17 protein-coding genes are annotated in these 25,541 nt (G+C 62.0%); 7 read left to right on the top strand and 10 right to left on the bottom strand.

Annotated elements, in window-relative coordinates; translation table 11 throughout:
* Window positions 1–204 precede the first annotated feature (204 nt).
* Window positions 205–1,005, top strand: a complete 801-nt coding sequence (locus HVO_RS14725; protein ID WP_013035274.1) for a UbiA family prenyltransferase — start codon at window positions 205–207, stop codon at window positions 1,003–1,005.
* A 27-nt stretch (window positions 1,006–1,032) separates the two neighbouring features.
* Here the strand turns inward: HVO_RS14725 and HVO_RS14720 are convergent, their stop codons facing one another.
* The 4 genes from HVO_RS14720 to HVO_RS14705 all read right to left on the bottom strand — a co-directional run bounded on the left by HVO_RS14720 (window position 1,033) and on the right by HVO_RS14705 (window position 7,361).
* Window positions 1,033–2,175: an ABC transporter permease gene (locus tag HVO_RS14720; protein WP_004041967.1), complete on the bottom strand. Its 1,143-nt coding sequence runs from the start codon at window positions 2,173–2,175 to the stop codon at window positions 1,033–1,035.
* A complete protein-coding gene (locus HVO_RS14715; protein ID WP_004041966.1) occupies window positions 2,172–2,849 on the bottom strand; it encodes an ABC transporter ATP-binding protein in 678 nt (225 codons plus the stop codon). The genes HVO_RS14720 and HVO_RS14715 overlap by 4 nt, the downstream gene beginning before the upstream one ends.
* A gap of 1 nt (window position 2,850) precedes the next feature.
* On the bottom strand, window positions 2,851–4,008 hold the full coding sequence (locus HVO_RS14710) for a COG1361 family protein (protein WP_004041965.1): 1,158 nt from the start codon (window positions 4,006–4,008) through the stop codon (window positions 2,851–2,853).
* A gap of 290 nt (window positions 4,009–4,298) precedes the next feature.
* A complete protein-coding gene (locus HVO_RS14705; protein ID WP_004041964.1) occupies window positions 4,299–7,361 on the bottom strand; it encodes a right-handed parallel beta-helix repeat-containing protein in 3,063 nt (1,020 codons plus the stop codon).
* Between the two features lie 388 nt (window positions 7,362–7,749).
* Here HVO_RS14705 and HVO_RS14700 point away from each other — a divergent pair, with 388 nt between their 5' ends.
* Both HVO_RS14700 and HVO_RS14695 read left to right on the top strand, forming a co-directional pair.
* The gene (locus HVO_RS14700; protein ID WP_004041963.1) at window positions 7,750–9,306 is read left to right on the top strand and encodes a COG1361 S-layer family protein; all 1,557 of its coding nucleotides are present in this window, start codon (window positions 7,750–7,752) and stop codon (window positions 9,304–9,306) included.
* 28 nt (window positions 9,307–9,334) lie between these two features.
* Window positions 9,335–11,587 carry an efflux RND transporter permease subunit gene (locus HVO_RS14695; RefSeq protein ID WP_013035454.1) on the top strand — a complete coding sequence of 751 codons (2,253 nt, stop codon included), beginning with the start codon at window positions 9,335–9,337 and terminating at the stop codon, window positions 11,585–11,587.
* Between the two features lie 73 nt (window positions 11,588–11,660).
* Here the strand turns inward: HVO_RS14695 and HVO_RS14690 are convergent, their stop codons facing one another.
* Together HVO_RS14690 and HVO_RS14685 are read right to left on the bottom strand one after the other, a co-directional pair.
* On the bottom strand, window positions 11,661–12,521 hold the full coding sequence (locus HVO_RS14690) for a PH domain-containing protein (protein WP_004041961.1): 861 nt from the start codon (window positions 12,519–12,521) through the stop codon (window positions 11,661–11,663).
* Window positions 12,522–12,592: 71 nt separating this feature from the next.
* Entirely contained in the window at window positions 12,593–13,303 is a 711-nt protein-coding gene (locus HVO_RS14685) for a hypothetical protein (RefSeq protein WP_236995465.1), read from the bottom strand.
* Between the two features lie 38 nt (window positions 13,304–13,341).
* Between HVO_RS14685 and HVO_RS14680 the strand changes: the two genes are divergently transcribed.
* Window positions 13,342–14,592: an RNA-guided endonuclease InsQ/TnpB family protein gene (locus HVO_RS14680; RefSeq protein WP_004041959.1), complete on the top strand. Its 1,251-nt coding sequence runs from the start codon at window positions 13,342–13,344 to the stop codon at window positions 14,590–14,592.
* Here HVO_RS14680 and HVO_RS14675 read toward each other — a convergent pair.
* Complete coding sequence (locus tag HVO_RS14675) at window positions 14,548–15,126, bottom strand: hypothetical protein (protein WP_013035595.1); 579 nt, start codon at window positions 15,124–15,126, stop codon at window positions 14,548–14,550. The genes HVO_RS14680 and HVO_RS14675 overlap by 45 nt on opposite strands.
* Window positions 15,127–15,223: 97 nt before the next feature.
* Between HVO_RS14675 and HVO_RS21020 the strand changes: the two genes are divergently transcribed.
* Window positions 15,224–15,397 (top strand): hypothetical protein, encoded by a 174-nt coding sequence (locus tag HVO_RS21020; protein WP_161606676.1) that lies wholly within the window; start codon window positions 15,224–15,226, stop codon window positions 15,395–15,397.
* Between the two features lie 307 nt (window positions 15,398–15,704).
* Here HVO_RS21020 and HVO_RS14670 read toward each other — a convergent pair whose 3' ends face one another.
* On the bottom strand, window positions 15,705–17,282 hold the full coding sequence (locus tag HVO_RS14670; RefSeq protein WP_004041958.1) for a hypothetical protein: 1,578 nt from the start codon (window positions 17,280–17,282) through the stop codon (window positions 15,705–15,707).
* A 673-nt stretch (window positions 17,283–17,955) separates the two neighbouring features.
* Here HVO_RS14670 and HVO_RS14665 point away from each other — a divergent pair.
* The gene (locus HVO_RS14665) at window positions 17,956–18,711 is read left to right on the top strand and encodes a TrmB family transcriptional regulator (RefSeq protein WP_004041957.1); all 756 of its coding nucleotides are present in this window, start codon (window positions 17,956–17,958) and stop codon (window positions 18,709–18,711) included.
* 369 nt (window positions 18,712–19,080) lie between these two features.
* Here HVO_RS14665 and csg read toward each other — a convergent pair whose 3' ends face one another.
* A complete protein-coding gene (csg, locus tag HVO_RS14660; RefSeq protein ID WP_013035656.1) occupies window positions 19,081–21,564 on the bottom strand; it encodes an HVO_2072 family ArtA-dependent S-layer glycoprotein in 2,484 nt (827 codons plus the stop codon).
* Window positions 21,565–22,014: 450 nt separating this feature from the next.
* Window positions 22,015–23,544, bottom strand: a complete 1,530-nt coding sequence (locus HVO_RS14655) for a DUF7827 domain-containing protein (protein ID WP_049914806.1) — start codon at window positions 23,542–23,544, stop codon at window positions 22,015–22,017.
* A 426-nt stretch (window positions 23,545–23,970) separates the two neighbouring features.
* Between HVO_RS14655 and HVO_RS14650 the strand changes: the two genes are divergently transcribed.
* Window positions 23,971–25,539, top strand: coding sequence for a COG1361 S-layer family protein (locus tag HVO_RS14650; protein WP_069641600.1), 1,569 nt, complete (start codon window positions 23,971–23,973; stop codon window positions 25,537–25,539).
* The last annotated feature ends 2 nt before the right edge of the window (window positions 25,540–25,541 follow it).

Here is a 25,541-nt window from a genome sequence, read left to right as displayed (position 1 = left end):
AGTCACGAAAATGAAAGAAACGGGTGCCGACGGGGCGTGAACGGCAGTCGACGGCCGGGTTGTCGTTTCGGTCGTGAGTTGCTGACCCAACAAGTATAGTACGAGCAGCGAGGTAGGTCCGAGAGATGACCGGGACGGACTACCCTCCGCGGCGTCAACACCGTATCTACCGCAACGTCTCCCCTCAAGGAGGTGCATACTGAGATGAGAGTCGCGGATATGCGATTCCTGTTTTTCCAGTTGAACATCTGGTTGTGCTTGCTCTCTGCCGCGATGGTTGCAATCACGGGTGTCGCGTTGGGAGTTGTTCCCCTCTCAGTTGGGGGAGGGCTGCTGCTCGCACCGCTCCTGTTCTATTTCGTATATGTCGAAGACCGGCGGGGGGTGACAGCCGAAGACGAGGTGAATCAGCCGTATCGGACGAAGCTCGTGCGACGGTACCAGACGGAACTACTCGTGACGGAGCTACTCGCGCTGCTCGGCTACGAGCTCGTGGTCTGTCTGCTGGTGTTTCGGACGGGGACTGCAAACGTCAGCGACCTACTCTTTGCGCAGATTCCCCTCGTCGTCCTCGGAAGCTACGGCTGGCTGAAGCGCTATCCGACGCTCGACTCTATCGGCGTCGGGTTCACCTGGGCGTTTGTGGCCGTGTTTTCGGTCGTTGCAGCAACGCCGCAGCCGTATTCGCTCGATGGAGTGACCGTTTTCGCCGGCTGGTTTCTTATCACCGCGGCCGGCGTCGAGTCCCGCAACATCCAAGATATCACCGGAGACTCACAGGCGAATAAAACCACGCTCGCAGGGTATTTAGGGCCCAACGCGGCGTCGCTTCTGGTTCGACTGCTCAAAGCGGGAGGGGTGGTCGTGTTCTGGGTTGTCGCCGGGGCGTTCGCTGCCGGGCTTGTTCTCTGTTATCTACTCGTACTCTCGGTGTTTCGCCGGCTCACGCGACTGCACAAGGGTGGCCCGGCTTCGGAGACGACGCAGAAATCCGCCGGCGGCTGAGGCCGCGGGCGTTCCCACGGGAGTGACTCAGCCTCTCAATGCGTCGACCGGCCGGTCGTTCGCCGCTTTCCACGCGGGGTAAATCCCGCTGAGGACGCTCGCAACGACGGCGAACCCGAACCCGTACACCAGATACTGCGCACTGCTCCACTGGAGCGCTCCGAGCGGGTCTCCAGTAATCATCTGGAAGATGACGAGCCCCGCCGCAAGCGAAAGGGTCGCCCCGACGAGCCCGCCGAGTGTGCCCATCAGGGCGGCCTCCGTCAGAATCATCCGCAGCACTTCGGAGCGGCGGATGCCGACGGCGCGGAGGACGCCGATTTCCCCGCGGCGTTCGACCGTGCTCATCAGCATCACGTTGAGGATGGCGACGCTCGCGACGACGAGCGAGATGCCGCCGATGGCCAACAAGGCGAGCGAAAGCGTCTCCAAGAACCCGCCGACTTGGCCCGCGTTCCCGAACGTGTTGATGCTGAGTTCTTCTTCGTCTTCGGTGTTGAAGTACTGATCCAGCTCCCCACCGATCTCTATCGCGGTCGCGCTATCCTCGGCGACGACCGTCACGGTGTTGTAGTGGTTCTGGTCGGAGAGGCCGGACTCGGGTAACACCAGTTCACCGCCGCCGAAGCCGAACGCGTTTTCTTCCTCGATGAGCCCCTGTACGCGGTACAGTTGGCCGTCGTACTCGACGGGGTCGCCCTCCTCAATCCCGAGTGTCGTGGCGGTGCTGTTGCTGAGGAGCGCGCCGCTCAACAGCCGGGAGGGTGCTTCGCCGGACGTGAGGTTGTATAGCGCTGCCGCGTTCGTCACCCCGGTGACGCTTACCCTCACCTCCCGTCCGTTTCGTGAAGAGATCGTCGTCGAGTTCGTCTTCTGGGGGACGACCTCCGCGTCGGTCACCAGATTCCGTATCGTATCGACCTGGTCGTCGGTCACCCCGTCCGTGTCGCTGTCCTGACCGGACGTTATCGACACCTCGTTGCCGATACTTCCCAACTGTGACGTCGCCTGCTGTTGAATCGCAGCCGTCGCCATTCCGAGCGAACAGATCGAGACGACGCCGATGATGATGCCGAGCGCGGCCAACATCGTCCGCAGTTTGTTCCGGCCGAGGTTCCGCCACGCCATCTGGACGCTGGGGAAGCGCCAGAGGAAATCAACGACGCTCATCGTCCGGAGACCTCCGTCACGACGCCATCGACGAGTCGGACGGTGCTGTCGGTGTATTCGAGCATCTGTTCGTCGTGGGTGACCGCGACAATCGCGACGTTCTCGTCTTCTTTCAACCGAGTCAGCTCGGTCAGAATCGTCTCGCCGGTGTCTTGGTCGAGGTTCCCCGTCGGCTCGTCGGCGAGGAGGATATCCGGCTCGTTGATGAGCGCCCGCGCGATGGCGACGCGCTGTCGCTGCCCGCCCGAGAGCTGGTCGGGAGTGTGATTGAGTCGGTCACCGAGCCCCACCCGCTGGAGGAGGTCCTGGGCGCGGTCGTGCCGGTCAACCGAGGTGTCCCACATCGAGGGGAGTTCGACGTTCTCGGTCGCGGTCAGCATCGGCAGCAGGTGGAAGTCCTGAAACACGAACCCGATACCGGACCGACGCTCTTCTGTCAGTTCGTCCTCAGAGAAGTCGGTCACGTTACGGCCGTCGAGATGGACCGTCCCCTCTGTCGGCGTGTCGAGCAGCCCGATCATGTTCAGCATGGTACTTTTCCCGGACCCAGACGGGCCGATGATGGTCACCATCTCACCGCGGTCGGCGCGAAAGTCGACGTGGTCGAGCGCGGCGATGACCTCCTCGCCGTTCTGATACCGTTTCACGACGTCAGCGAGTTCAATGACACTCATGCTAGTGCTGGCGCCAGCGATAGATGCCGACCCCACCGAGCACGACGACCACCAGCACGCCCCCGATAACGGGTAACGGAAGCTGGGAACCGCCCGACTGCGATTCATTGGAGCCCGGACCCTGCTCGGACTGGGAACCGGCGGCGACAGGCGCGGCACCACCGGAATCGAGTGGCACCTCCTGTGTCGTCGTCACCCGGTCGCCGTCGACGATGTAGGACACCTCGATGGGAACGGTCGTCGGCTCGCCGCTGAGCTCTGCGGTCACGTCGAACGTGGCGAACTCGCTCGCCTCCACGCGCCCGACGAAGTAGCCGCCGGACGGCGAACCGTGGGTGACGTTTGCCGTCTCCTTGACCGTCAGCAAGACCGAGCTCGCGTCCGTGTTCCCGACGTTTGCGGCGTCGCCTTGTATCGTCACGGAGCCGGCTCTTTGCGTGGTCTCGATGCTCGTCAGTCGAATCTCTCCGGGGACCGAGTCGTCCTCTATCTCCTCCGACAGCGTGGTCGTGAACGTTTCTCCGTCGACGGTGTACGTCGCAGTGAACAGCACGACCCGGTCGCTCATATCGGCGGTGTCGAACACGACAGAGCGGTTCGCGTCCGGGTCGAGATTCGCGGTGTACCGCTGGGCAATCTGGGAACCGTTTACTGACGCGGTGATTTCGACGTTCGAGAGGTTCGTGTTCCCGTAGTTGGTCAACTCCACGTTGACGGTGTCGTTCGTCTGTTCGCCCACCGAGAGGCCAGCCCGCACGTCTCGTTCTTCGACCGTCACGATGACCGGGTACTCGACGTTGATGACGTTCCCGTTTTCGTGGCGGCCGGAGACGTGGACTTTGAGCTGTTTTTCCCCTGCGCTCGTGAACGTGGTGGACAGCGGCACGTCGACGGACCCACCCGGTCCGAGCGTTCCGAGGTTGCTCGCTTCAGCGACGATGCCGCCGCCCGACCGGAGCGTGACCTCTTTGAGGTCGGCGCCGCCGGAGCTACTCTCGAAGTTCGAAACGGTCGCCCTGACCGTGACCAATTCACCGACGTACGGCTCGCGCGGCTCGACCGTCGTCGAGTTGACCACGATTTGGCCCGACTGTGCGCTCACCGCCGGGAGGCTCGCGACGAGTACGCTCGTAACGGCAACCAGCGCGACTGTCGCCACGACAGCGAGTCGAGCGCCGCGTTTAGCTGTCATACGTCGGCCCCGGATGTCACACTCGATACACCGCCGCAGTCGGGTCGTTCTCGAATCCGAACCGGTCGTGTACTCGGTGTCTGATTCTGGGAGGGCCGGTAGGTCAGTGGGACTGTCAGGTTGGATTGCTCCATTTCCACAGGACAGTTCACTGAGCCAAGAATAAATGAGTTTTTCCACTACTTAGACCCAAATCCGTCATACATACCGCCGCAGTCGAACAAGGTTGACACCCGTGTGTCGGTCTCGAAGACGCCTCAGAGGCGAGTGGCGAGAAGGTACGCGACGAGGGTGAGCCCGCCCCAAACGACCCCGGCGGCACCGCCGACGAGGACGAGCTGCGTCGAGCCGACGAAGCCGGCGACGAGCCAGACCAGAATACCGAACGCCGCGAGCGCCTGCACGAACACCCCGCGCATCGGGACCGGCTGGTTTCGGACCGTCCGGACCATCCCGTAGCCGCCGAAGAAGAGCGCAGCCAGGAGACAGCCACCGCCGAGGAGACCCCACGCAGAACGGAGTCCAGCCCCGGACGACACCCCCTGTTCGGGGCCGGACGCGGCCGACTGACTCCCCGGAGCGCTCACCGCCGCGTCGCCGGATGACGCCGCCCGGACGCGCGCCGTTGCGGAGGCGTTGCTGTCGATTCCGAGGTCGTCTTCGACAGCGAGTGAGACCGAGAGCGTCTCGTTCGGCATCTGGAGGCGGAGGTCGGCGCTGTCCCGCGTCGTGTGGTTCGTCCCGTTAACGACGAAATGATACGTGGTGACCGACCCGGTCCCGGCTGTGCTATCGGCCCCCGAAACGTCGATTCGACTGCCCGGCTCGGCCGCCGACGGCGCGTCGAGGCGGGCAGTCGGCCGTCGGTACTGCTGGCCGGTCGGAGCGTCCGCGACCGGAATGAAGTCGACCCAGCCGTTGGTAATCGTGACCTCGTCGCCCTCGCCTTCCGGCAGGATGGACGCGTGGTAGGGTCCGCTCGCGGCACCCCAGTAGTTCGACTCCGCGTTGACCGTCTGTATCGAGTCGGTGACGATTCGTGCCGTCGTGTTCGCCGTGACGAGCTGCGTGATATTTATCTCCATCCCGGTGTCGTGACCGTAGATGTCGTTGTCGGCGACCCGGAAGCGGTCGGGGGTCGAGTTGGCGTACGAGAGTTCGACACCCGTCGGGAGCGTGCCGTCGACGCGGCGGACGTCGACCGCACCCTCGGTCGTCGAGCGGACGTGGCTCACCCCGTCGGTGCGAAGGACGGCGACCGTATCGCCCCAGAGCCGCGTAATCTCGATCTGTTGCCGGAGCCGCGGGTTCGCAACGAGCTCAGCAAACGGGGCGTCCGGGTCGCTCTGGTCGAGGACCGCACCGCGCGGCCCTTCCGCGATGTAGACTCCCGTACCGGGGTCGACGCCGGGAAGCGGTGGCGGTCGGACGTGCGAGTTCGTGTTGAACACGATGTCGTTGCGCTGCACCGTCGCATTCAGCGTCCCGCGAGCCACGAGTCCGTAACCGTTCGCAACGAGCACGTTGTCCGTCACGCTGAGCCGCCCGTTGTGCGTGAGCGGGGTCGAAACGAGGAGCCCAGCCCCGCCGTTGTTGGTGAGGTCGTTCCCCGCGACAGCAACGCGATGGACGAGCAGGTCGGAGCGCACCGCGAGCGCGTGGCCCCGGTTGTCGGAAATCGTGTTGTCGGTCGCAGCGACATCTCGAACCAACGCGCGGACGGACACGTCGAGTCCGTCGCCGCCGTTGTCCGCGATTCGGTTCCGGGACAGCGTGAGGTTCCGCACCACGTGGCTGTCGATTGCGATGCCGTCGTCGCCGTTGTCGAACAGTTGGTTGCCGCTGACGCGGCTGTCCTTGATGGCCCAGTTCGAGAGCGCGACCCCGTCGCCCCCGTTTTCGCTCATCGTGTTGTTCGCGAGCAGCAGTTCGCCCTCGCTCGTTTCGGACTGGATTTCGAGTCCGTTGCGGTCGTTGGCGACCAACTCGTTTCCGCGGAGCGTCACCCGTGTGACGCCGCGGACGCGCCGCTCGGACTGTCGAACGCGAATCCCGGTTTCCGACTCCGAAATCCGATTTTCGCTCGCGACCAGCGTCGTCTGCGTTCGGGTTTCGACGTGAATCCCCGCATCGCCGGCGCGCAGGCGGTTGTCGCGGAAACTGCTTTCACTTTGGGCGGCCCGTATCGCCACGCCGTCGCCCCGTACGTCGGTGAACCGACTCTCGCTGATTCTGACGCCGGTGACGATATCCGCGGCGGCGAACACTCCCGCACCATCAATCCCGTCGAACACGGACTGACTGACGGTGATACCTCGGACGCGTGTGAGGTCGGTCGGCCGCGTGTACGCGAACGGCGTCGTCTCCTCGCCGACGACGTACATCGCGTGGACACCGTCCGATAGCTGCGGCGTCCGGTGTTCGAGCACGCTGACGCCGATGGGGTACACGCCTCGGGTCCGTGGGTTCACGACCCCGCCGTACTCGACGATGAGCCGGTCCCGACTCGACACGTACACCGACCGCGACAGCGAAATCTCGACGCGACGCCCGCTGACCGAGACGTCCGAAACGTCGTCGTCGAGCGACCGGTCGATGTCTCCATCGTTGTCGGTGTCGAGGCCGATTCGGTCGAGCGTCTCGGCGTCGACGTCGCGTACCGACCGCTCGGTGGGATACCGGAGCCGAATCGTCTCCATCGAGACGCCGACGCCGAGGGCGAGTCCGAGCGTGTGCCGTACCGTCTGGTTCCGTCGTCGGTCCGTCGTGTTCAGTTCGACCTCCTCCACGGCCCCGGTTGAGGGGCTCGCGCGGACGGCGTGGCCGCCGATGTCGGTCAGCGTCGACCGCGTGAGTTCGACCGGGGGCATCGCCGTGCCGTTGACGGAGATACCCGCCACGGAGAAGTTCTCCAAGCGCGAGTCGACGATTGTGACGGAGCCGGCTCCGCTCGTCGTCGTAATCCCGCTGTGACCGCCGTGGAGCGTCGTGTGTCGAAGCGAGAGCGTCGACGATTCGGTGCCGTTGTAGCGAATCGTCTCCCATCTGAGATTCCGCCCCGACGGCGCGCTCTGCGTGATTCGAACCGGCCGTTCGGCAGTGCCCTCGGCTTGCAACGAGCCCCGGACGGTGAGCGAAACCCCCTCCGCCAGTTGCACTTCCGTACCGGGGCGAATCGTGAGCGTCGCACCGGGCTCGATAGCGACGCTCCGGATGAGTCGATACGGACCCTCATCCGCGGTCCACGTCGTATCCGACTGGATTGGCGTCTCGACGAACGTGACCGCAGGCGGCGCTGCCGCGGCCGGGGCACTCGACACGGGCGTAAAAAGCGTACAGACGACAACGAGCACCACCGCCCACGAAATCAGATTGTTACCCACCACGTTTGTCTTACACCTTAATACGTCAGGATACGGATTTAGTTTTCGCCTTCGTTAAGTTACACGTCACTGGTTCGACAGGGGCCTTGGCGCTGCTGCTGGCTGTTCAAATATGAAATTATTTTGATAGAACGACCGTTCGATAGAGTTTTACACCTCAACCAATCACGTCACAGGTGTGAACTCGGATATCGGAGCGGACGAAGACTCGGGAAGTCACCCTCCGAACGGCCAGTTAGACACCTAACAAGATCATACGATGGTTCGGAACAAATCAGCGATACTCCTCTGTGTACTAGTCGTAACGTCGATTGCCGCAGTCCCCGTGTCGGCCGAGAGTTCGGTGTACGGGAACCCGGAGCTCTCGCTCAGCGTGTCGGATAACACCTACCGGTCGAGCGAGGCCGCGACGCTGTCGGTTGTCGCAAGCAACAACGGTCGGCTCGAACAGGGTGGGCCGGCACAGTACGAACAGGAAGTCCAGACCGCACAGAGCGTGGAGATGGAGATTCTCGAAGAACAGATCGATGCACCAATCGACGTGAAGACGGGAACCGTTATCGCGGGCACCATCCCCGACTCGGGGACCGCTCGGTTTGATTTCAACATCGAACTCGGAAACGCCGAGCCGGGCACCTACGAGATACCCGTCGAGGTGCAGTACAAGTACGTCCGGATGGTCACCTACGGCAGCGTCGACGGACCGGAATACACGTGGCGGACCGTCACGAGAGAGAAGTCGGTGACGATCGAAGTCGAAGACCGCCCGCAGTTCGAGGTCGTGAGCGAAGGTAACAACGCCGTATTCGCCGGCGACACCGGCCAGCTCTCGTTCGCGCTCGAAAATACGGGCACGCGAACCGCAACGTCGTCGTCGGTCCAGCTCACGACGCAGTCGCCGACGATTTTCTTCGGCACGATGCAGAATCCGCAGTCGTCGACGAGCCTGTACGTCCCGACCCTCGAACCGGGCGAGCGGACGAACCTCTCGGTCCAGGTCGGTGCGGCGGCGGAGACCCAGGCAGGTGAGTACCCCGTCAACCTGGCCGTGTCGTACCAGAACCAGAACGGCGTCACCGAAACGTCGGACACGCTGACGACCGGCATCGCGGTGAACCCCGAGCGAAGCTTCGAGATACGCGACATCGAGACGGAGCGATTCAGGGTCGACGAAGGTGAAGCGAAAATCAACGCACAGGTCGTCAACACGGGCAGCGGCACCGCGAACAACCTCGCAGTCCAAATCGGTGACACGGCGCTCGTGACGCCGACGAACGGCGAGTCCGCTATCGGAGACCTCGCCCCCGGCGAGTCGAAGCCGGTCTCGTTTACCGTCTCGATTCCGGCGGGCGCTGAACCGGGGACGAACATGTTCCCGTTCGTCGTCGAATACGAGAACCAAGACGGTGACGTGAGAACGACGTCGCCGATTCGGAAGTCGATAGCAATCGAACCCGAACAGGACCCGTTCACGGTCGTCGGCGTCAACACGAGCGTCTCGCCGGGCGCGACCGACACGGTGGACGTCACGGTGCAGTACAACGGCGAAGAACCGGTGTCGGCGACGAACGCCAAGCTCTTCGTGAGCGACCCGATTTCGACGTCCGACGACGGCGCGTATCTCGGAGAGATGCAGCCGGGAGAAACCAAAACGGCGACGTTCACCGTCAGTGCCGGGTCGAGTGCGGTTGTCAAGGCTTACGACGCCTCGGTCGAGGTTCGGTACGACGAGGCTGACGGCGACACGAGGTACACTGACGGCCTGCCGGTCGGCATTGCGCTCTCCCCGTCGAGCGGTGGACTCCCGGTTCCGATGTCGGTCCTCGGAGTCGTCGCACTCCTCGGAATCGGAGCGATAGCCGTCATCTACCGCCGTCGATGACGGACCATGGACGGGACAAGGAGTAACCATGGATAAGCTACGCCAGCTGTTCAGCGCGGTCGGAAGACAGGTCCAACAGCGACCGGTCGCAGTGCTGCTTCTCGCAGTCCTGCTTATCTTCACCGCGTTCGGCGGTGCTGCGCAGATTACCAGCGTTACTGGCGACGCTGCATTCGTTGCGGACAACCCAACGTTCGACGCGTTTACGGAGTCGTTTGACCGGGGCAGCATCGCCGTTCTCGTACGGGGAGATATTACGGAGCCGCAGACGCTCCACGCGATTGACCGCGTCGACCAGCAGATGTCGACGAAGCCGAACGTCCATACCGTAACGAGTCCGGCCGATCAGGTCCGCCAGGAGTACGGCCGAATCCCCGATTCGGAGGCGAAGATTCGAAGCGTTATCGGGTCGCCGGACTACACGGTCGTCCAGATCGTCTTCGATACGGGGCTCTCTCAGACGGAGGAACGCCCCATCTACACGCAGGCCGTTGAAGCGACTGACTGGGCGGAATTCCCCTCCGGGACGACGGTAACCGTCACTGGCAGTGCCGCGTTCTCTGCACAGCTCTCGACGCTCATTCAGCAGAGCACCCAGCAGTTACTCGGCCTCGCAATCGGGCTCATGGTCGTGGCGCTGTTCTTCCTGTTCCGCGGCGTCCGCCTTCGTCTCCTCCCGATTGTCGCCGTCTTCGTCGGCGTCATCTACACGTTCGGAGCGATTGGATACGCCGGTGTCCCCAATTCGACGATGACCAGCGCGGTCTTCCCGATTTTGATTGGGCTGGGCATCGACTACTCCGTGCAGTTCCACGAGCGGTACGAGGAAGAACTCGAAAACCATCCGCCACGCGAAGCGCTTCCGCAAGCGCTTGGCGGAATCGGTCCACCGGTCTTCGTCGCTATGCTCGCCGCCGCGTTGGGGTTCGGAGCGACGTGGGTGTCGACGTCGTCGCCGTCGATTATCTGGTTCGCCCAGACCTCGATCTTCGGCGTGCTTCTCACCTTCATCGCGGGGATACTCGTTCTCCTCCCGCTGCTCACCCTCTGGGTCCGCCGGCGGGGCGACGCCGAAGACGAGACGCCGGACGAAGACGACGCCCCGACAACGGCCACAACGACGCAGTCTCAAGACCAAGGCGACTCGGATCGCATCGGCCTCGTCGGGGAACTGCTCGGTCGTTCGGCGCGGATACTCGCGAGTCATCCGGTGCTCGTCCTCAGTATCGCACTGCTGATTGCTCTCGTAGGCTTTCAGGCCGGCGGGTCGCTCGACACGCTCGCGGACACGGAAGAGTTCATCCCGCAGGACCTCCCCGCCTACACCGACCTCCAGCAGTTCCGCTCTGTTGCCGGCGGCGGTTCGAGCACGAGTTACGACGTGCTCGTGACCGGGACGAATCTCAAACATCCGGCAACGTTGCAGTGGATGCTCGACTTCGAGCACATCGCGACACAGACCCCGCTGGTACAAGGCGTCGATTCGCCAGCGACGCTGGTTAAACAGTACAACGGGGGCCAACTCCCCCAGACTGAAAGCGGCGTCAAACGCGTGCTCGAAACCGTCCCCGAGAGACAGAAACTCCAGTATTACAACGACGGGCGTGCGCACATCATGGTCTACTCCGCACAGGATATGACCACTCAGCAGGCCCTCTCGTTCTTGGAGAACACGCGCGAGTCAATCGCGTACAGTAGCCCCCCACCCGGAGTGACGGCGGAAATCACGGGGACCGCCGCGATTGCGACCCCCTCTATCGTGGAGCAGATCAACTCACGGAACGTGACGACCGGACTGGGCGTCCTGTTCGTGTTTATCCTGCTCCTCGTGTACTACCGCAATCTGGTGAAGGCTGTTGCGCCGCTCATCCCGATGGTGTTCGTCATCGGCTGGCAGAACATCTACATGTATCTGCTGGATATCCCGGTTTCGCCACTCGGTGCGAGTCTCGGGGCGATGACAGTCGGAATCGGTGCGGAGTACACCATCATCGTGATGGACCGATACTACCAAGAGAAACAGCGGGCGGGCGTCAGTCGACTCGATGCCGTTCAGACCGCGGCCACTCGGGTCGGAAAGGCGATTAGTGTGTCGGGAATGACGACCGTGTTCGGCTTTTCGGCGCTGGTGTTGTCGCCGTTCCCGATTCTCAGCGGGTTCGGCTTCCTGACCGTCGGCGTCGTGTTTCTGACGCTCATCGCGTCGTTGGCGACGCTCCCGCCGACGCTCGTCCTCTTGGACTCGATTGCCGAGCGCGTGGCTGCCAGTCGGTCCTCGTAACACACCCTTCCCCTCCCCCTCTCCTCCACCCAAACTGCTCAACGCAGTCCGCGACGGATGCTTCCGACGGGCATCACGCGGTTTCGTCCGTATCGGGGCTCCGGTCCGCCGATACCGCCTCTGATTCGCTGTCGGTCGCGTCGCCCGTGGCCGACTCGGTGGAGTCCACGGACCGCTCCCGTTCGGCCCCCGCGTCAGCCGAGGGCGGAGCCACACCGTCAGCACGCGCCTCAGCCGTTGGCTCCTGAGCGGCCGCTGTCTGCTCGCTTCCCGAGGAGAGTTCCCGGCGGACCTGTCCGGCAAAGTCGGCGGGGTCGTACACTTGCTCGACGGCAACCGTGAGACCGCCGCTTGCCCCGGACCGAATCCTGACGTTCCCCAGCCCGAACAGTGAATCCCACGCCGAACGGGTCTCCTCGACGCCACGAGCCTTCTCAAGCGGCACCTCGTTTCGCAACAACGAGATAAATCGGTACTCTTCGATTACGCGTTGATTCGTCAAGGAGTAGGTGGTAAGCGTGTTCTGCCAGTAGCGATAGATTCCTCTGGAGAACAAAAACAGGCCGCCTCCGAACGCAATCGTCGGCTGGTACAGCGGGCGGTGCGTGAAATACAGCAGATACCCTCCAAGGGAGAGGAGGGGCACGGCGAGCGCGGCTTCCGCGAGCGCGCTTCGTTGTGCGGGATTCCGCGTCTCGACGAGGTGCTCGTCGGCTCGCATCTGGGGTGTTTCCGGAGCCGTCACGAAATGCACGTACCACCCCATCGCGAGGATGAACAGCCCGAAGACGGCGATGATGAGCCCAGCGGCCGGCGATGACTGGGTCTGTGAGCCGCCCGACAGCTCCGCGACGAATCCGGACAGATACGCCCCGGCGGCGACGAGCGGGAGCCCGAAAACCGAACTCCAGAGCGCAGGGAGACCTCGCGCCATTGGTTAGGTCCCCGAGAGCATTTCGTAGAGAATCGCGACGACAGAGCTGAGCGTGCCGATAAGCGTCAGTGTCATCTGGTCAATAGTTTTTCGCCACATCGACTGAAAAATCCTCGTTCGCACGTCGCACGAGACGCTTCGGGGTCTTCCTCCGAGTCGTCGGTGAAGTTGGCCGCCTGTCGAGGCGTCGGAGACTCTGTGCGCCTGTCCGTGTCCGCGATGCGTCCGTGGACCGTAACATCCTCGCTGGCCAGCGACGCGTTCCCCACGGTGAGTGACTGTGTCGACGTGCGCGTCGAAAGGGGCTGAGCCGCCCGCTCGATGTCGGCGTAGGCGATTTCGAAGCTGATGGTCCGCTGTTGGCCAGACGGGATGTTACGACTCTGCGTCGCAACGGCGGTTCCGTTGAGGCGGTAGACGAACTGCCCGTCGAAAGCAGTTGTTCCGACGTTCCTGACCGTAACCGCGACCGTGTATCGGGTATCTTCCCGAAGGTCGCTCAGGAGTTGCACGTCCCGTGTCGTGAGCGCCGCCGCGCGTGCACTCGGTTCGCTTCGCAGTCGAATCGCATCGCTGACGGTTGCCCCACCAGCGGTCTCGATACTGTGGTCGTAGGTCCGACCTCGCTGGATAAGGCTATCTGTCTTCGAGGAGAGAATCCCGCCGTTTACGGCGGGAGTGAATCTGTCTTCGAGGAGAGAATCCCGCCGTTTACGGCGGGAGTGAATCCGACACTTCCTACGCAGTCCACCGTCGATGGCAGGCTGGATATTCCACGCCAATCCGTAGGATTAACTAAATCTTCCTACATAGGCTATGTATGGCGATTCAGGTCACTCGCACCTACGTTGGTTCCATCCAGAACCACCAACAGGTCTGCGATGGCCTCGACTCGCTCGGAGATTCTGCCTCGAAAATCTGGAACGTCGCACGATGGACAGCAGACCGCGTGTGGGACGAGGTTGGCAAAATCCCAAACGAAGGTTCGCTCAAATCGTACATGAAGAACCAAGCGTGCTGGAAAGACTTGAACGCACAATCCAGTCAGAAAGTCATCGAAGAACTTTCTGACGCTTTCCAGTCATGGTTCGACCTGCGACACAAAGACTCGAAGTCGAATCCGCCCGGCTACCGAAAACACGGCGACAAACGGCCACGTTCCACGGTCACGTTCAAAGCAGACGGATTCAAACACGACCCCGAGAACAATCGGGTTCGACTCAGCAAAGGCTCGAACCTCAAAGAGCATTTCTCGGATTTCATCCTCTGTGAGTACCAGACTCGCCCGGACGTTGACCTCTCGGAAGTTGAATCGGTGCAGAACGTTCGCGCCGTCTGGAACGGCGACGAATGGGAACTGCACTTCGTCTGCAAAGTCAGTCTCGAAACCAACGACTCAGCAGGCGACAAGGTGGCAGGAATCGACCTCGGCATCAAGAACATCGCCACGGTCGCTTTCTCCGATGAATACGTTCTCTACCCCGGCAACTCGCTCAAACAGGACAAGCACTACTTCACGCGTGCTGAGTACGACACAGAAGGTGAGAATGGCCCGTCCGAGAGGTTGATGTGGGCACGTCGGAAACTCGCAGAGCGCGAAACGCACTTCTACCATACACTGACGGACACTATCATCACAGAGTGTGCCGAGCGCGGTGTTGGTACGCTTGCAGTGAGCTGGCCTGAAGACGTTCGTGACTCTGACTGGGGCAAGACTGGCAACAAGAAGTTGCATACGTGGGCGTTCGACCGCATCTACCAGTACCTCGAATACAAAGGTAAGATTCGTGGCGTTGAGGTGCTGAAAGAGAACGAGTGGGACACCTCGAAGACGTGTTCACGGTGTGGAGACGACACGAAAGGGAACCGGAAACATCGTGGGTTGTACGTCTGCTCGTCGTGTGGGTTGGTCGGAAACGCGGATTGCAACGGGGCGGAGAATATGCGTCAGAAGATAACTCCGAGTCCTCACGGTGAGGATAGGAGTAACGGCTGTGTGGCACAGCCATCGGTACACCTGTTCGACTCAGAGAGCGGTTGCTTTGCACCGCGAGAACAGGTCGTGTCGTAGACTAGCAAATATCCCACCTGCGGTACGGGAAGCCCGGTCGTTCACGACGGGGAGGATGTCACCTGCGGCCTCGACCCGCTCGGTCGTGACTGCGAATGCGACCCGCCGTTGCTCGCCGCTCCCGACGGTGATGGTTTTCTCGCTGATCGTCGTTCCAGCGAAGCGATAGGCGACATCACGCGTGATCGTTGTCTCGGCCGGGTTCGAGACGGTCGCTAGGACGACAAATTCGCGGTCGCTGGGTGCCGTCGCAGGCGCTTGAAACGCTTCAATCGCGAGGTCGACGTCGGGTGTCACACGCAGGTAGCGCGGGATACCCGCTCCCGACGCGTTACGAACGCCGTGGACGTACGTCCCCGTCGAAACCGTCTCCGTGCCGGTCAACTGCCCGCTCGCCGTCAGTTCGAACTGGACCTCGCGCGACGCACCACCGGCCAACCGAACCGTTCGGTTTGTGATCGTCGACCCGGAAAAGACGTATTCAATCCGCTCCGAGCGCGTCTCGTTAGCGGGATTGCGGACCGTCGCGGTCACGGTGTACGGTTCCGTCGGTCGAAGTCGTTCCGGTGCCGAAAGCCCTGCAACGGTAAGCCCCTGTGGCGCGTCGGCCGTCCCCGGACCAGTCGTCCGTGTGGCGGTAGCTGTCGTGTTTGGTGTTGCAGACGCCGTCCGCGTGGGAGTTCGCGTGGCGGTGGCTGTCGTGTTTGGTGTCTGTGACGGTGTCGACGTGGTCGTGGGCGTGGGCGTGGTCGTCGTGTTCGCTGTCTCGGTCGCCGTGTCCGTGGTCGACGACAGTTGGGCTTGAGCCAGCGTATGGTCCGGAACGTCTGCATCCGGCGGTGTCGGTTCTGCATCGTTGTTGGAGGCGACACCCATGCTTGCGGTCGCAAGTGGTGTCAGTCCCACACCGACCGCAACGAGACACAGTAGCATGAGTACGGTCCGCGGCGGCTCCGTGTCGGAGGGCATGTGGTAGACGTATTCAAAATGAGGATGTATAATAGATTTGTCACCACTGAACGAATCAGCACTTCACGTCGAACGACCGCTCGCGGGGTGGTGGACGAATATCGAACGGACCACGGGCCCAGCCCTCGGCGTTCCCCGAGAAGTTACACCTCGAGGGACTCACCGGTGGCAGTTGTTGAAACCAAGTTTCTGACCGCCTCAACGAGTGTTCCGAGAAGCCCCTGCGACGAAGACTCCGACGGGACACCGGGTAACGGCGTGTTTGTCCGCACCGTGCTATCCGGGCTCGTCGTCGACGCGGTCTCCGGGTCGGCCGTCGCATTTGGCTGTGCGACTTGGACCGACTCGATGTGTTCCCTCCCGGTCGAGTCGGTTGCGCGGATCCGGACGCGTGCCGGGTAGCTATCCAGTTGGAGTGTCTCGTTGAACGTAACGGCGCTGGTCACACCCCCACCGTATATCTGAGCGAGGTCGATGGTGTTGCCAGTGGGGCCGACCGTCTCGGCGTACACGCTGGTCACGCGGCCATCGTACACGCGGCCTTCGACGTGGACGCGGTTATCGCTGACCCGAAGCGTATCTGGTCGGACCTCAATCGCCGGTCGCACGAGCTGCGTGTGGTCCACCTCAATTTCGCGTTTCGTCGCGTTCTCGGTGCCGTCATCCGCAACGATGGTGATGTTTCGGCTGTCTCCTGCGAGCGGAATCGTCTTCGTGAACGTGTGCTCGATAGGGCGTGCCCCGACTGGCTTCGGCTGAATCTCGTAGTTCAACCCCGACCCGTCGGCCGACCCTCGACGAACACCGACCGAGCGGATGCCGACCTGATCCGTCACCCGAATCGTCAACCGAATTGCCGAGCGCGTGTTTATCAGACGCTGGTCGAGTATCTCGATCGACGGTGGGTCCTCGTCCTCAACGTAGAGGTTGACATTGTAGTGACGGCGATGGCCGCGCGAATCGAGTGCCGTGATTTTGAGGCTGTTTTGGCCGGCACCCACTTGCTCGTTGAACGGTCCCAGCCGAAGTGATTTGGAAATCGACGTGTTCGGGTCGTCGATCACGATTCGTTTTCGGAACCCCCAGGGGGCATCGATACCCTGTCCGTGATAGCGTAGCTCGATGGTTACCTGCTCGACATCAGAGTGGTCGTGAAGCGTCCCATCGAGTTGGATCTGCGACCGATTGATCGTGTAGTTGTTCTCGGGGCGGTCGTAGATACTGGTGTTGCCCGTCCGGAACGGCGACGAGAACACTATCGCCGGAGCGATCGAATCCTCGATTATCGTCGCCCGGTGGGCGGTGGTCCGCCCGTTCGACTGGACGAGCACCTCCAGCGCGTGCTCACCGGCGTTCACATCGAGCGTCGCCGTTTCGTTGACCGCGGTGCTGTTCGGCGTATATATCCGTCTGCTGTCTCCATCGACGCGGACGACCAGCAAGTCGATCGGTGCCGAACCGTTTGCTCGGACTGTGAGTGTGGGGTTATCGTCGGTCGTAATCGTGTCACCGTCGGCGACAGTTCGGTTGTCGATGACCACCGTCAGGTTCGGCTCTGAGAGGCCAGTCGAATTGTTCTGCCCGACCTGCCGGTGTGTGTCGGGGACGTCGATAGCTGCGTCTCCAGTTGTCGTTGGTGGCTCCGCTGCGGCGCTTACCCCGGCAGTAAAAGAAAGTACCAGGAGAACCGCGGCCGCCCAACCCACGTGCTTGGAGTCCATGTTCGGATACACTAGCCAGCGAGCGTTTCGAAGATAAATCTACACACCCAGCTATCATCGTTGAAATTCGGAGGGGGACCAACAGAGGTGACTCCAAGAGCGCGGGCCAAGACGGTCCCGAAGTCGGGAGCCACCTGTCCAAGGTGGAATGTTACTGGCCTGTCGTTGCGAGTACGCAAATCTACACGATTACCCGCATATACAGTCATCGAACAACCGGCCACTAACACACCTGGTCGGGTCGAAACTGATGACTGCCCATACAGAGGCTGGCTTAGCGCCAACCTTTCTTTTCATCAAAGCCATCGATACTAATCTATTTCGGTCTCAACTCACATCTCAGGCACCTCTATCTCGGTTACCGACCCGCCCGACTTCGCTCACCCCGACGGGGGTCGCTCTCCGCGGTCGGTGCCGGGATATACAGACGGCCCGTGAGACTTGTGGGTGCGAGAACCGCGCGTGGAAACCCAAGCGGGTGTGTTCGCACACGGTCGTAGCGCGGAAGCCGTTCGCCGCGCTTGGCGTATAGACGTTCACCGCACCACGTCCGGCGAATTGGCAATCACGGCACCACCTCCCCACTGCCCTCGTGAGAGCCCATCCGGCGATAGATTGAACCACCGGAGACAAGTACCCAAACCGCTACCAGTCACCGAGGGGTAGTCTATCCATGGATAACAGCGAAGCGATTGATGCACTCATCGAACTCGGTCTATCTACATATGAGGCCCGCGTGTTTACTGCGCTTATCGAACTCGGGGAAGGGACGGCGCGTGAGGTCGCAAAGACGTCGGACGTGCCTCGGTCACAGGTGTACACGACGGCCAAAGAGTTACAATCGCGAGGGTTCATCAGCGTTCAACGGGCCAACCCACAGGTCTTCCAACCCATCTCGCTGTCCGAGGTCGAGTCTCAACTCAGCCGTGAGTTCGAGTCCAAGCGCGACACGGCGTTCGACCGGCTTGAGACGCTCGAGCGGCAGACAGCACCGTCGGCTGAACAGAGCGAAGACGTGTGGACCATTACGGGTACTCCGGCGATTATCGGCCGGGCCAGTCAACTCATCGACGAAGCCGAAGCGCGAGTGATCTACGGTGCCAAGGACCTCGCGCATCCGGATGCCGAACTCCTGAGTTCGGTCCGGTCGTGCTGTTCTCGGGGGGTCCCAGTACTCCTGCTCCAGAATAACGGCCAAGAGATCGCAGAGCCGTGGAGGGAGACCGAGTGTGTGTCCAGCGTGTCGGTCCCGCCACAACAGTCCAAAAGTGAGCACGCGGTCCGGTTGCTACTCGTTGATTCGGATAGTTTCCTGCTGAGCGTCCACAGCAATCGATCAGCGCCCGAAATCGCGATTTGGAGCGCAAAAACGACGTTTGCCGAGGCGTTCTTACAGCTCCTCACGGGTAGCCTCCCTGTCACCGAGTGAGACGGCCTGCTTTGCACGGCCGGCGCTGCACTGTTTTCGAGTACCGTACGTCCTCTGCGTTCTGGCTACCGGTCGAGGAACTCTGAGCTCTCGACGGCTTCCTGTCGCACGACGCGTTTCGCAGAACCGGGTTGCACAGGCGTCCGGATTCACCCCCGTTTCACCGGAAGGCCGCAACGAGTCGTCTCGCTCGGCACGACCCTGAGTCTGCACACCAGCGGTCGCTGAGTTCCGTGCGAAGCGATGGCGGTCTCTCGGAGATGTCTCTCGGTGGAGTAGGGAAAGAAAATAAAAGACCGGAACGAGTCCGGCGATTACTCGTCTGCTGTTGTCACGTCCTCGTCGGAGTGACGAGGAGTGGTGGCGGCGTTAGTTCTCGCGGCGGAGTGCGAGAAGGGCCGCGCCGACGAGTGCGACGAGAGCGACTGCGATACCGAAGCCGGGCGTGTTGGAGGACGTGGTGGTCTCCTCAGTCGGCTCTTCGGTGGTCTCAGTCGGCTCTGCGGTCGTCGTGGTTTCCGTGGGTCCGTCCGTGGTCGTCGTCGTGTCCGTCGCGTTGTCGGAGGACGTCGTGGTGTCCTCACGCTCGGAGACGACTTCGACGTTCACGGTGTCCGTGTTGTCGCCGTCGTCGGCTTCCACGGTGAACGTACCCGTCTCGAAGTCAGTGGTGTCAATTTCGACCATCCACTGGCCGTCGTTGTTCCACTCGTCAGTGTCTTCGAGTGCGACGGACGTGCCGTCTTCATTCGTCACTTCGATGCTGATGGTGTTGTCGTCCGGCTTGAGGTTCGTCGAGCCAGCGATGACCATCGTTTCACCGGTTGCGACCGGGTTGATGCCAGCCGCTTCAGCGGCGTCCGGGTAGATCGAGTCGATGGACGTCGAGGACTCGGCCAGACGGAACGTCTCGGTGACGATCAGGTCGTCGCTCGCCGTCTCGTCAACCGTTTCGGAGGCGATGAGCTCGTTGATCTGCTCACCGTTGTTGTTGTTTTGGTCGAGCGTGTCGAGGTAGCCCGTCAGGTCGTTGAGGGTTGCGCCGTTGCTCGGGCCGGACGGCAGCGAGCCGTCACCGATAGCGCTGTCGCGACCGACCGAGAGGATGTGGGCGGTGACCCGGCCCTGCGTGAGGCCGACAGTGATGTCGTCCTCGTCGTAGGTACCGTCGCTGTCAACGCTCACTTCCTGGTAGTTGACGTTACCGCGCTCGTCGACGAAGATGACGAGGACGGAGTTGGCACCGGAGGCGGTACCGTTGATGTCAACCGTGCCGGTCTCGACAGGAGCGACCTGACCGTTGATCGTGGTGAACTGACCCGTAAGGGCCTGGTCGGTCACACGAATCGAGTTACTGCTGCTCACACCGCTGGTGAATTCGGACGTCGTAAGCGAGTCGTCGACGGAACCGTCGCCGCCAACGTCAGCGTCCGACGCGTCGATGACACCGATGCGGTAGGTACCCGTCAGCGACAGGATACTGCTACCGTCGCCGGAGAGCCCCGAGAGCGCGATGTCTTCCTCTTCGAACGTGTCGTCGGAGTCGACACTGATTTCGTTGTCGCCACCGATTTCGAGGAGCTGCCAGTCGCCATCGTCGCGGACGTAGATTGCGACGCTGTCGGAGCTGGTAGCCGTCCCGTTAATGTCGACTTCCGAGCCAACGACGTACTGACCGGTCGGGCTCGAAAGCGTCGTACCGCCTTCTTCGATGGTGAGCGTGATGTCGTTCGTCGCGTCCTGGCCGACTGCTGCAGTCGCGCTCACGCCAGCGTCGTAGACTTCGAGGTCAACTTCGCTGTCGTCGAGGTACTGCGTTTCAATCCCGCCAACGGCGCTCGCACCGTCGATTTCGACGACTGCGTACGCGATGTCAGCGGTCTCAACGGTCGGGCCCGTGGAGGAGCCGCTCGTGTTCGTAGCGCTGCTGTTCGCGATGCCGACTTCCGAGGTGTCGCCGATGTTACGGAAGACCTCCTTGGCCTGTTCCGTCGTGGCGTCGTTCTGGAGGTCGGAGAGGTCCATAGCGACAACGTGCTCGTTGCCGTCGATGCCGTTCGTGACGGTGTACTGAACGTCAGTACCCTGCGTCACGGATTCGCTGTCGAGTTCGATGCCGATCTCGTCCTGCGACGAGATCGTGAGGGTCATCGTTTCAGTAGCGTCACCGAAGTCGAGGTCTTCAGCGCCTTCGAGGATGATCGTGTACTCGCCAGCGTCCTGATCGGACATGTCGATGCCGACGCCACCGCCGGTCGACGAGGTGCTGCCAATCGAGCCGTCGTCAACGAAGGTGTCCGTGCCGCTCAGGACCTCGTTGGTGATGTCCGTTCCGCTCGGGTCTTCGACGGTCACTTCGACCTTCTCGGCCGACTCGTAGTTGTAGTCAGCGTTGACGTAGAGGTTACCAGCGTCGCTGGAGCTGATAGCGGAGCCGGTGACGTCGCCACCGGAGGACGTCAGGATTTCGCTGTCAGTGATGCGCGGCGCCAGCAGCGTGACGTTGGGGGTCGTGGCGGAGCCAGAGCCGTCAACGTCGTACGTGCCAAGCGGCTGGTTCTCCGTAGTCTGCGGGATGGGCGAGGAAAGGTCGAGAGAGACACCTTCCGAGTTGCCCGCGGTACCCGTCAGAAGCGGATTCGAAGCACCGAGGCCGGCGTCGGTGCTAATCTCCTCACCGAGGAAGACGCGGTCGCCGGATTGGATTGTCTTGTTGAACGATTCGCTGTCAGCGTCGAGGTTTCCACGCTCCGCGGCGGCACTTCCCGTGAACGCGATGGCTCCCGCAAAGACGGAAGTTACCATCAGCGTGGCGAGAAGTATCGCACGCGTTTGATCTTTGAGCTTTGTCATAGTGTACTTGTAGCGCCAGTATTTTCCGCGCAGTTCGCTATAACGCGGATCCCTACTAGCGGGGGATGGGCAGGGGTACGGTAGAACGATATAAGCGGCCTTGGTAAATGCTTTCTGTTTCTATTGCATGTTTGGTCGCTGTCCCCGTTCCCGTCTCCCACTTGGCGTTCGGGACGCAATCCCTCGCGCGCACGTAACAGGTGAAGTTAGGCGAACGATGCCCGTCAACTCTCGGAGAAAGGCGACCGAAAAACGGGCTCCAGCGGGGTATCGACCTCAGACCACCGACAACGACACGACAAGAACGGCCACGGCGAGAGCCGCCTCATCCTCGACAGGTCGACGAGACGCAAGAACGGAGACCACGACCGCCGAGACGAGTCAGACCGAGAGTCTGCGGGCAAGTCACGACTTCAGTCGCGAGTGGCCGGTAGTGCCCGGAAGTAGGCGTTACCCGCGAGTGGTCACGTTCGATTCGATCTCGATCTCTTTCGGTCCCGCGACGACCGTGTCGTTGTAGCTAATCGAGACGTTCGCGGTCCCAGTTCTTGGCGGTGTGAAGTCACAGGCGACGACACCGTTCTGACCGACCGTCGTCAGACACCGTGAGAAATACGTGGTGCCCTCCTGTGACATCGTGAGGTCGATGTCCATCTTGGTCTGTGGAGCGAGGTTGGTCTGCGCCGAGACGTTGAGCTTCGTGCCGGCCATGGTGGCCGAGAGGTTGTCCACCGACGGTTCGGCGACCGTGAACGCCTCGGTCAGTACGACCCGGTCGCCGTCGGCGTGGATGTCGGTGTCGATGACGGCTGTCACGTTGTACGTCCCGGTTTCCAAGCGCGTGGAGTCGGCGACGACGTTGAGCGTGTCGGTCTCCGCGTCGTATGCGACATCGAACACCGTCTGTGGGGAGATGAGATCCATCTCGGAGCTCTCAACCCGGAGGTCGACACCGGGGCCCACGTTACCGAGACCACTCGGTGCGTATTCGAGACTACTGTGGACGGTCTCGCCTCCGAACGACACCGAGGCGTCGGTCACACCTTCCGTACGGGGGTTGACGACGTGGTATTCGAACAGCAGCGTCTCGTTGTCTGCGACTGATATCGGTTCGTCGAACGCGACTGTGAGCCCGCCGGTGGACGTGACCTGATACCGGTTGACTGCGGTTCTGAGCGACCGGTCGATCTCACCGTCGGCATCCGTATCAATCCCGATGTGGTCGATTAACCGCGAGCTGTGCAGGGACGGCGACCTCCCCTCTCGGTAGTTGACTCGGAGCGTTTGACTCGTCCGAACGTCCGCCTGTGGCGACCACTGTACAACGTGTGTCGTGTGCGCGCCTGTGGACGCGTTACGCGCGAACACCGACCGCGTGCCGGGAGCGGGGCGTTGAACGGAGCTTTCGAGCCCACTCACACGGTACTGCACGACCGCGTCGTCGCCGACGGCAACGACGGGGGACCCACCCTCGCGTGATCTATCGGTACAGTCGATGGTATCGGGTTGCTGAGTGGCCGGTACCGAACACGCCGCGCTCCCCCGGACCGATGGGGGCTCAATCCAGAGACGGTCCGCAATCCGGGTCTGGCCGGCGGAGGCGATGACGTTGTACCGTCCGGTCGGGAGCGTCTCCGGGGCGGTCGCGCTCGGCCGAGTGAGGACCGAGATAGTGTCGTTTGCGTCCGCCGTGCGGAAGGCGGCGTCGGGGTCGTTTGCGTTTCGCGTGTCGAACACCACGGTGACAGCGCCGTCGCCGGAGCCGTCGGTCGCCGAGACGGTCGCCGAGAAGTCACCTTCCGCAGATGCGATCTGGAGTCTGGCTTCGTCGGTGTTGTTGAGGACGAGCGTGCGCTTTACGAAGTCGCCTTGCTGTTCGATCCGTTGGGCGTCCGCGAACCGCACCGACTCGTCTGTCGATTCCGACGCAGACACCGCGATTGCACCGCCGGGAATCACCATGAGGCCGAGAATCAACAAGAAAATAACAGATAATGTTCGTATCGAGCGGGTCCGTGGACACATACCCCTGACTATCTGGTCCGGCAGTAAGTACTTTCTGTCACAGTCACCATCCTCAAACGCCTGCAGGCGGCCCACAGGTCAGTTGAGAATCTAGTTTTTCGTTTGGATTCCGTCATCGGTCAGTACGGGTCCCCGATAACCGCTCGTTTGACGTGATTGACCCCGTCAAACGAGGGGCTTCTTGTTGATTCACCGACCGGTGTCCACAAAAGATATTAGTTGTGTGTCTCTACTGTTAGTAGAGATGTATACACAGGTTTTACTCAGAGCGTCTTGTCAAATCACTTCCCTCCATCACACGTCTGAAACGTACTGATGTACAGGAACACAGTTCGTTCTACGCTACTCGCTCTCTGTCTCGTCTCCCTGCTGACTACCTCGATGGTCGCTCCAGTCGTCGCCCAGACCGCGAGTTCGGGGCAAGTGTACGGCTCTCCCGACATCGACGTCTTCACGTCGACGAGTGAGTTCGAGCCCGGAACGCAGTCCCAGCTCAGGCTCACGCTCCAAAACAACGGTGAGATCGACCAATCGGGTCCGGAACGATACGAGAGTCGCGTGACAACGGCCCGTGGCGTCACGGTCGAGGCACGCCCGGGGGACGCCCCGGTCGAGATTAACACCGGCACAATCGGCGCTGGAAACGTCCCGATGGGGACCGTCGACCTCTCGCCGATAGATATCACGGTCTCCGAGAACGCGACCCCCGGGACGTATCGAATCCCGGTCGAGGTGTCGTACACGTACACCCGACTCGTCGATTACGACCCGTCGGGGGCCGAGTACACGGACAACACGCGGACGAGAACCCACTACGTGACGGTTCGCGTGCGCGACCAGCCACGGTTCGAAGTCGTCGAGACGTCGTCGACGGCGCAGGTCGGGAACACCGGCGACCTCTCCGTGACGATCGAAAACACCGGCACCCGCGCCGCGACCGAAGCGAGCGTCACGGCGACCTCGCGGAGCGACGAACTCACGTTCGGGACGGGCTCGGCGAGTTCGACCGCGCAGGTCGGCCGCTGGGCCGTCGGCGAACGTCGGACGGTCAACTACACGGTATCGCTCGCCGAGGACGCAACGGTTCGCGGCTACACCGTTAATCTCGACGTCGACTACACCGATACGGACGGCATCGCTCGAACGTCGCGAACGCTGAACATCGGCGTCACCGCCGCTGAAGAACAGAGCTTCGCCCTCGAAAACGTCTCTACGAACCTCCGTGTCGGCGCGGACGGAACGGTCTCGGGGACGGTCATCAACAACGGGCCGAAACGCGTCGACGACCCGGTGCTCCGGTTCAGTTCGAACAACCCGAACATCAACGTCGAGACGTCCGAGTACGCGCTGCCGGACCTCGAACCCGGCGACAGCGCCGACTTCTCGTACGAGGTCGGCGTGAGTGACGCCGCGAACGCGAACGTCCAACAGCTCAACCTCTCGGTGGCGTACCGCAACAGCCGCGGCAACACGCGGGTCAGCGACAGTCTCACGACCAACGCCGAAATCGCGCCGCATCGGGACCGCTTCGTCGTCGAGGTCGCCAACAACACCATCGAAGCGGGCAGTGAGAGAGCGCTCCGCGTTCGGGTCACCAACAACGGCGACGAGCCGCTCACGAACATCGAAGCGAAGGCGTTCGTCAGCGACCCGCTCAGTAGCGGCAACGACGAGGGAATCATCAGCGAACTCCCGCCGGGAGAATCCGAAGAGTTCACGATTGCGCTGAGCGCCGGGGCCAACGCGCTGCCGAAGCGCTACCCGGTCTCGTTCGACTTCCAGTACGAGATGCCGGACGGTGACACGGAAGTCTCCCAGACGTACACCACGCCCATCGAAGTAATCGAGTCAGAGGGCGGCGGCCTCCCGGTCGGGCTAATCGTCGGTGCAGTCATCGTTATCGGCGTGCTCGGTGTGTTCGGCTGGCGGCGCTTCAACACGGACGAGTAACT

Source organism: Haloferax volcanii DS2 (assembly GCF_000025685.1).
GTDB lineage: Archaea > Halobacteriota > Halobacteria > Halobacteriales > Haloferacaceae > Haloferax > Haloferax volcanii.
Note: the sequence above shows the minus strand (reverse complement) of the source record. Positions and strands in the feature narration are given on the sequence as shown.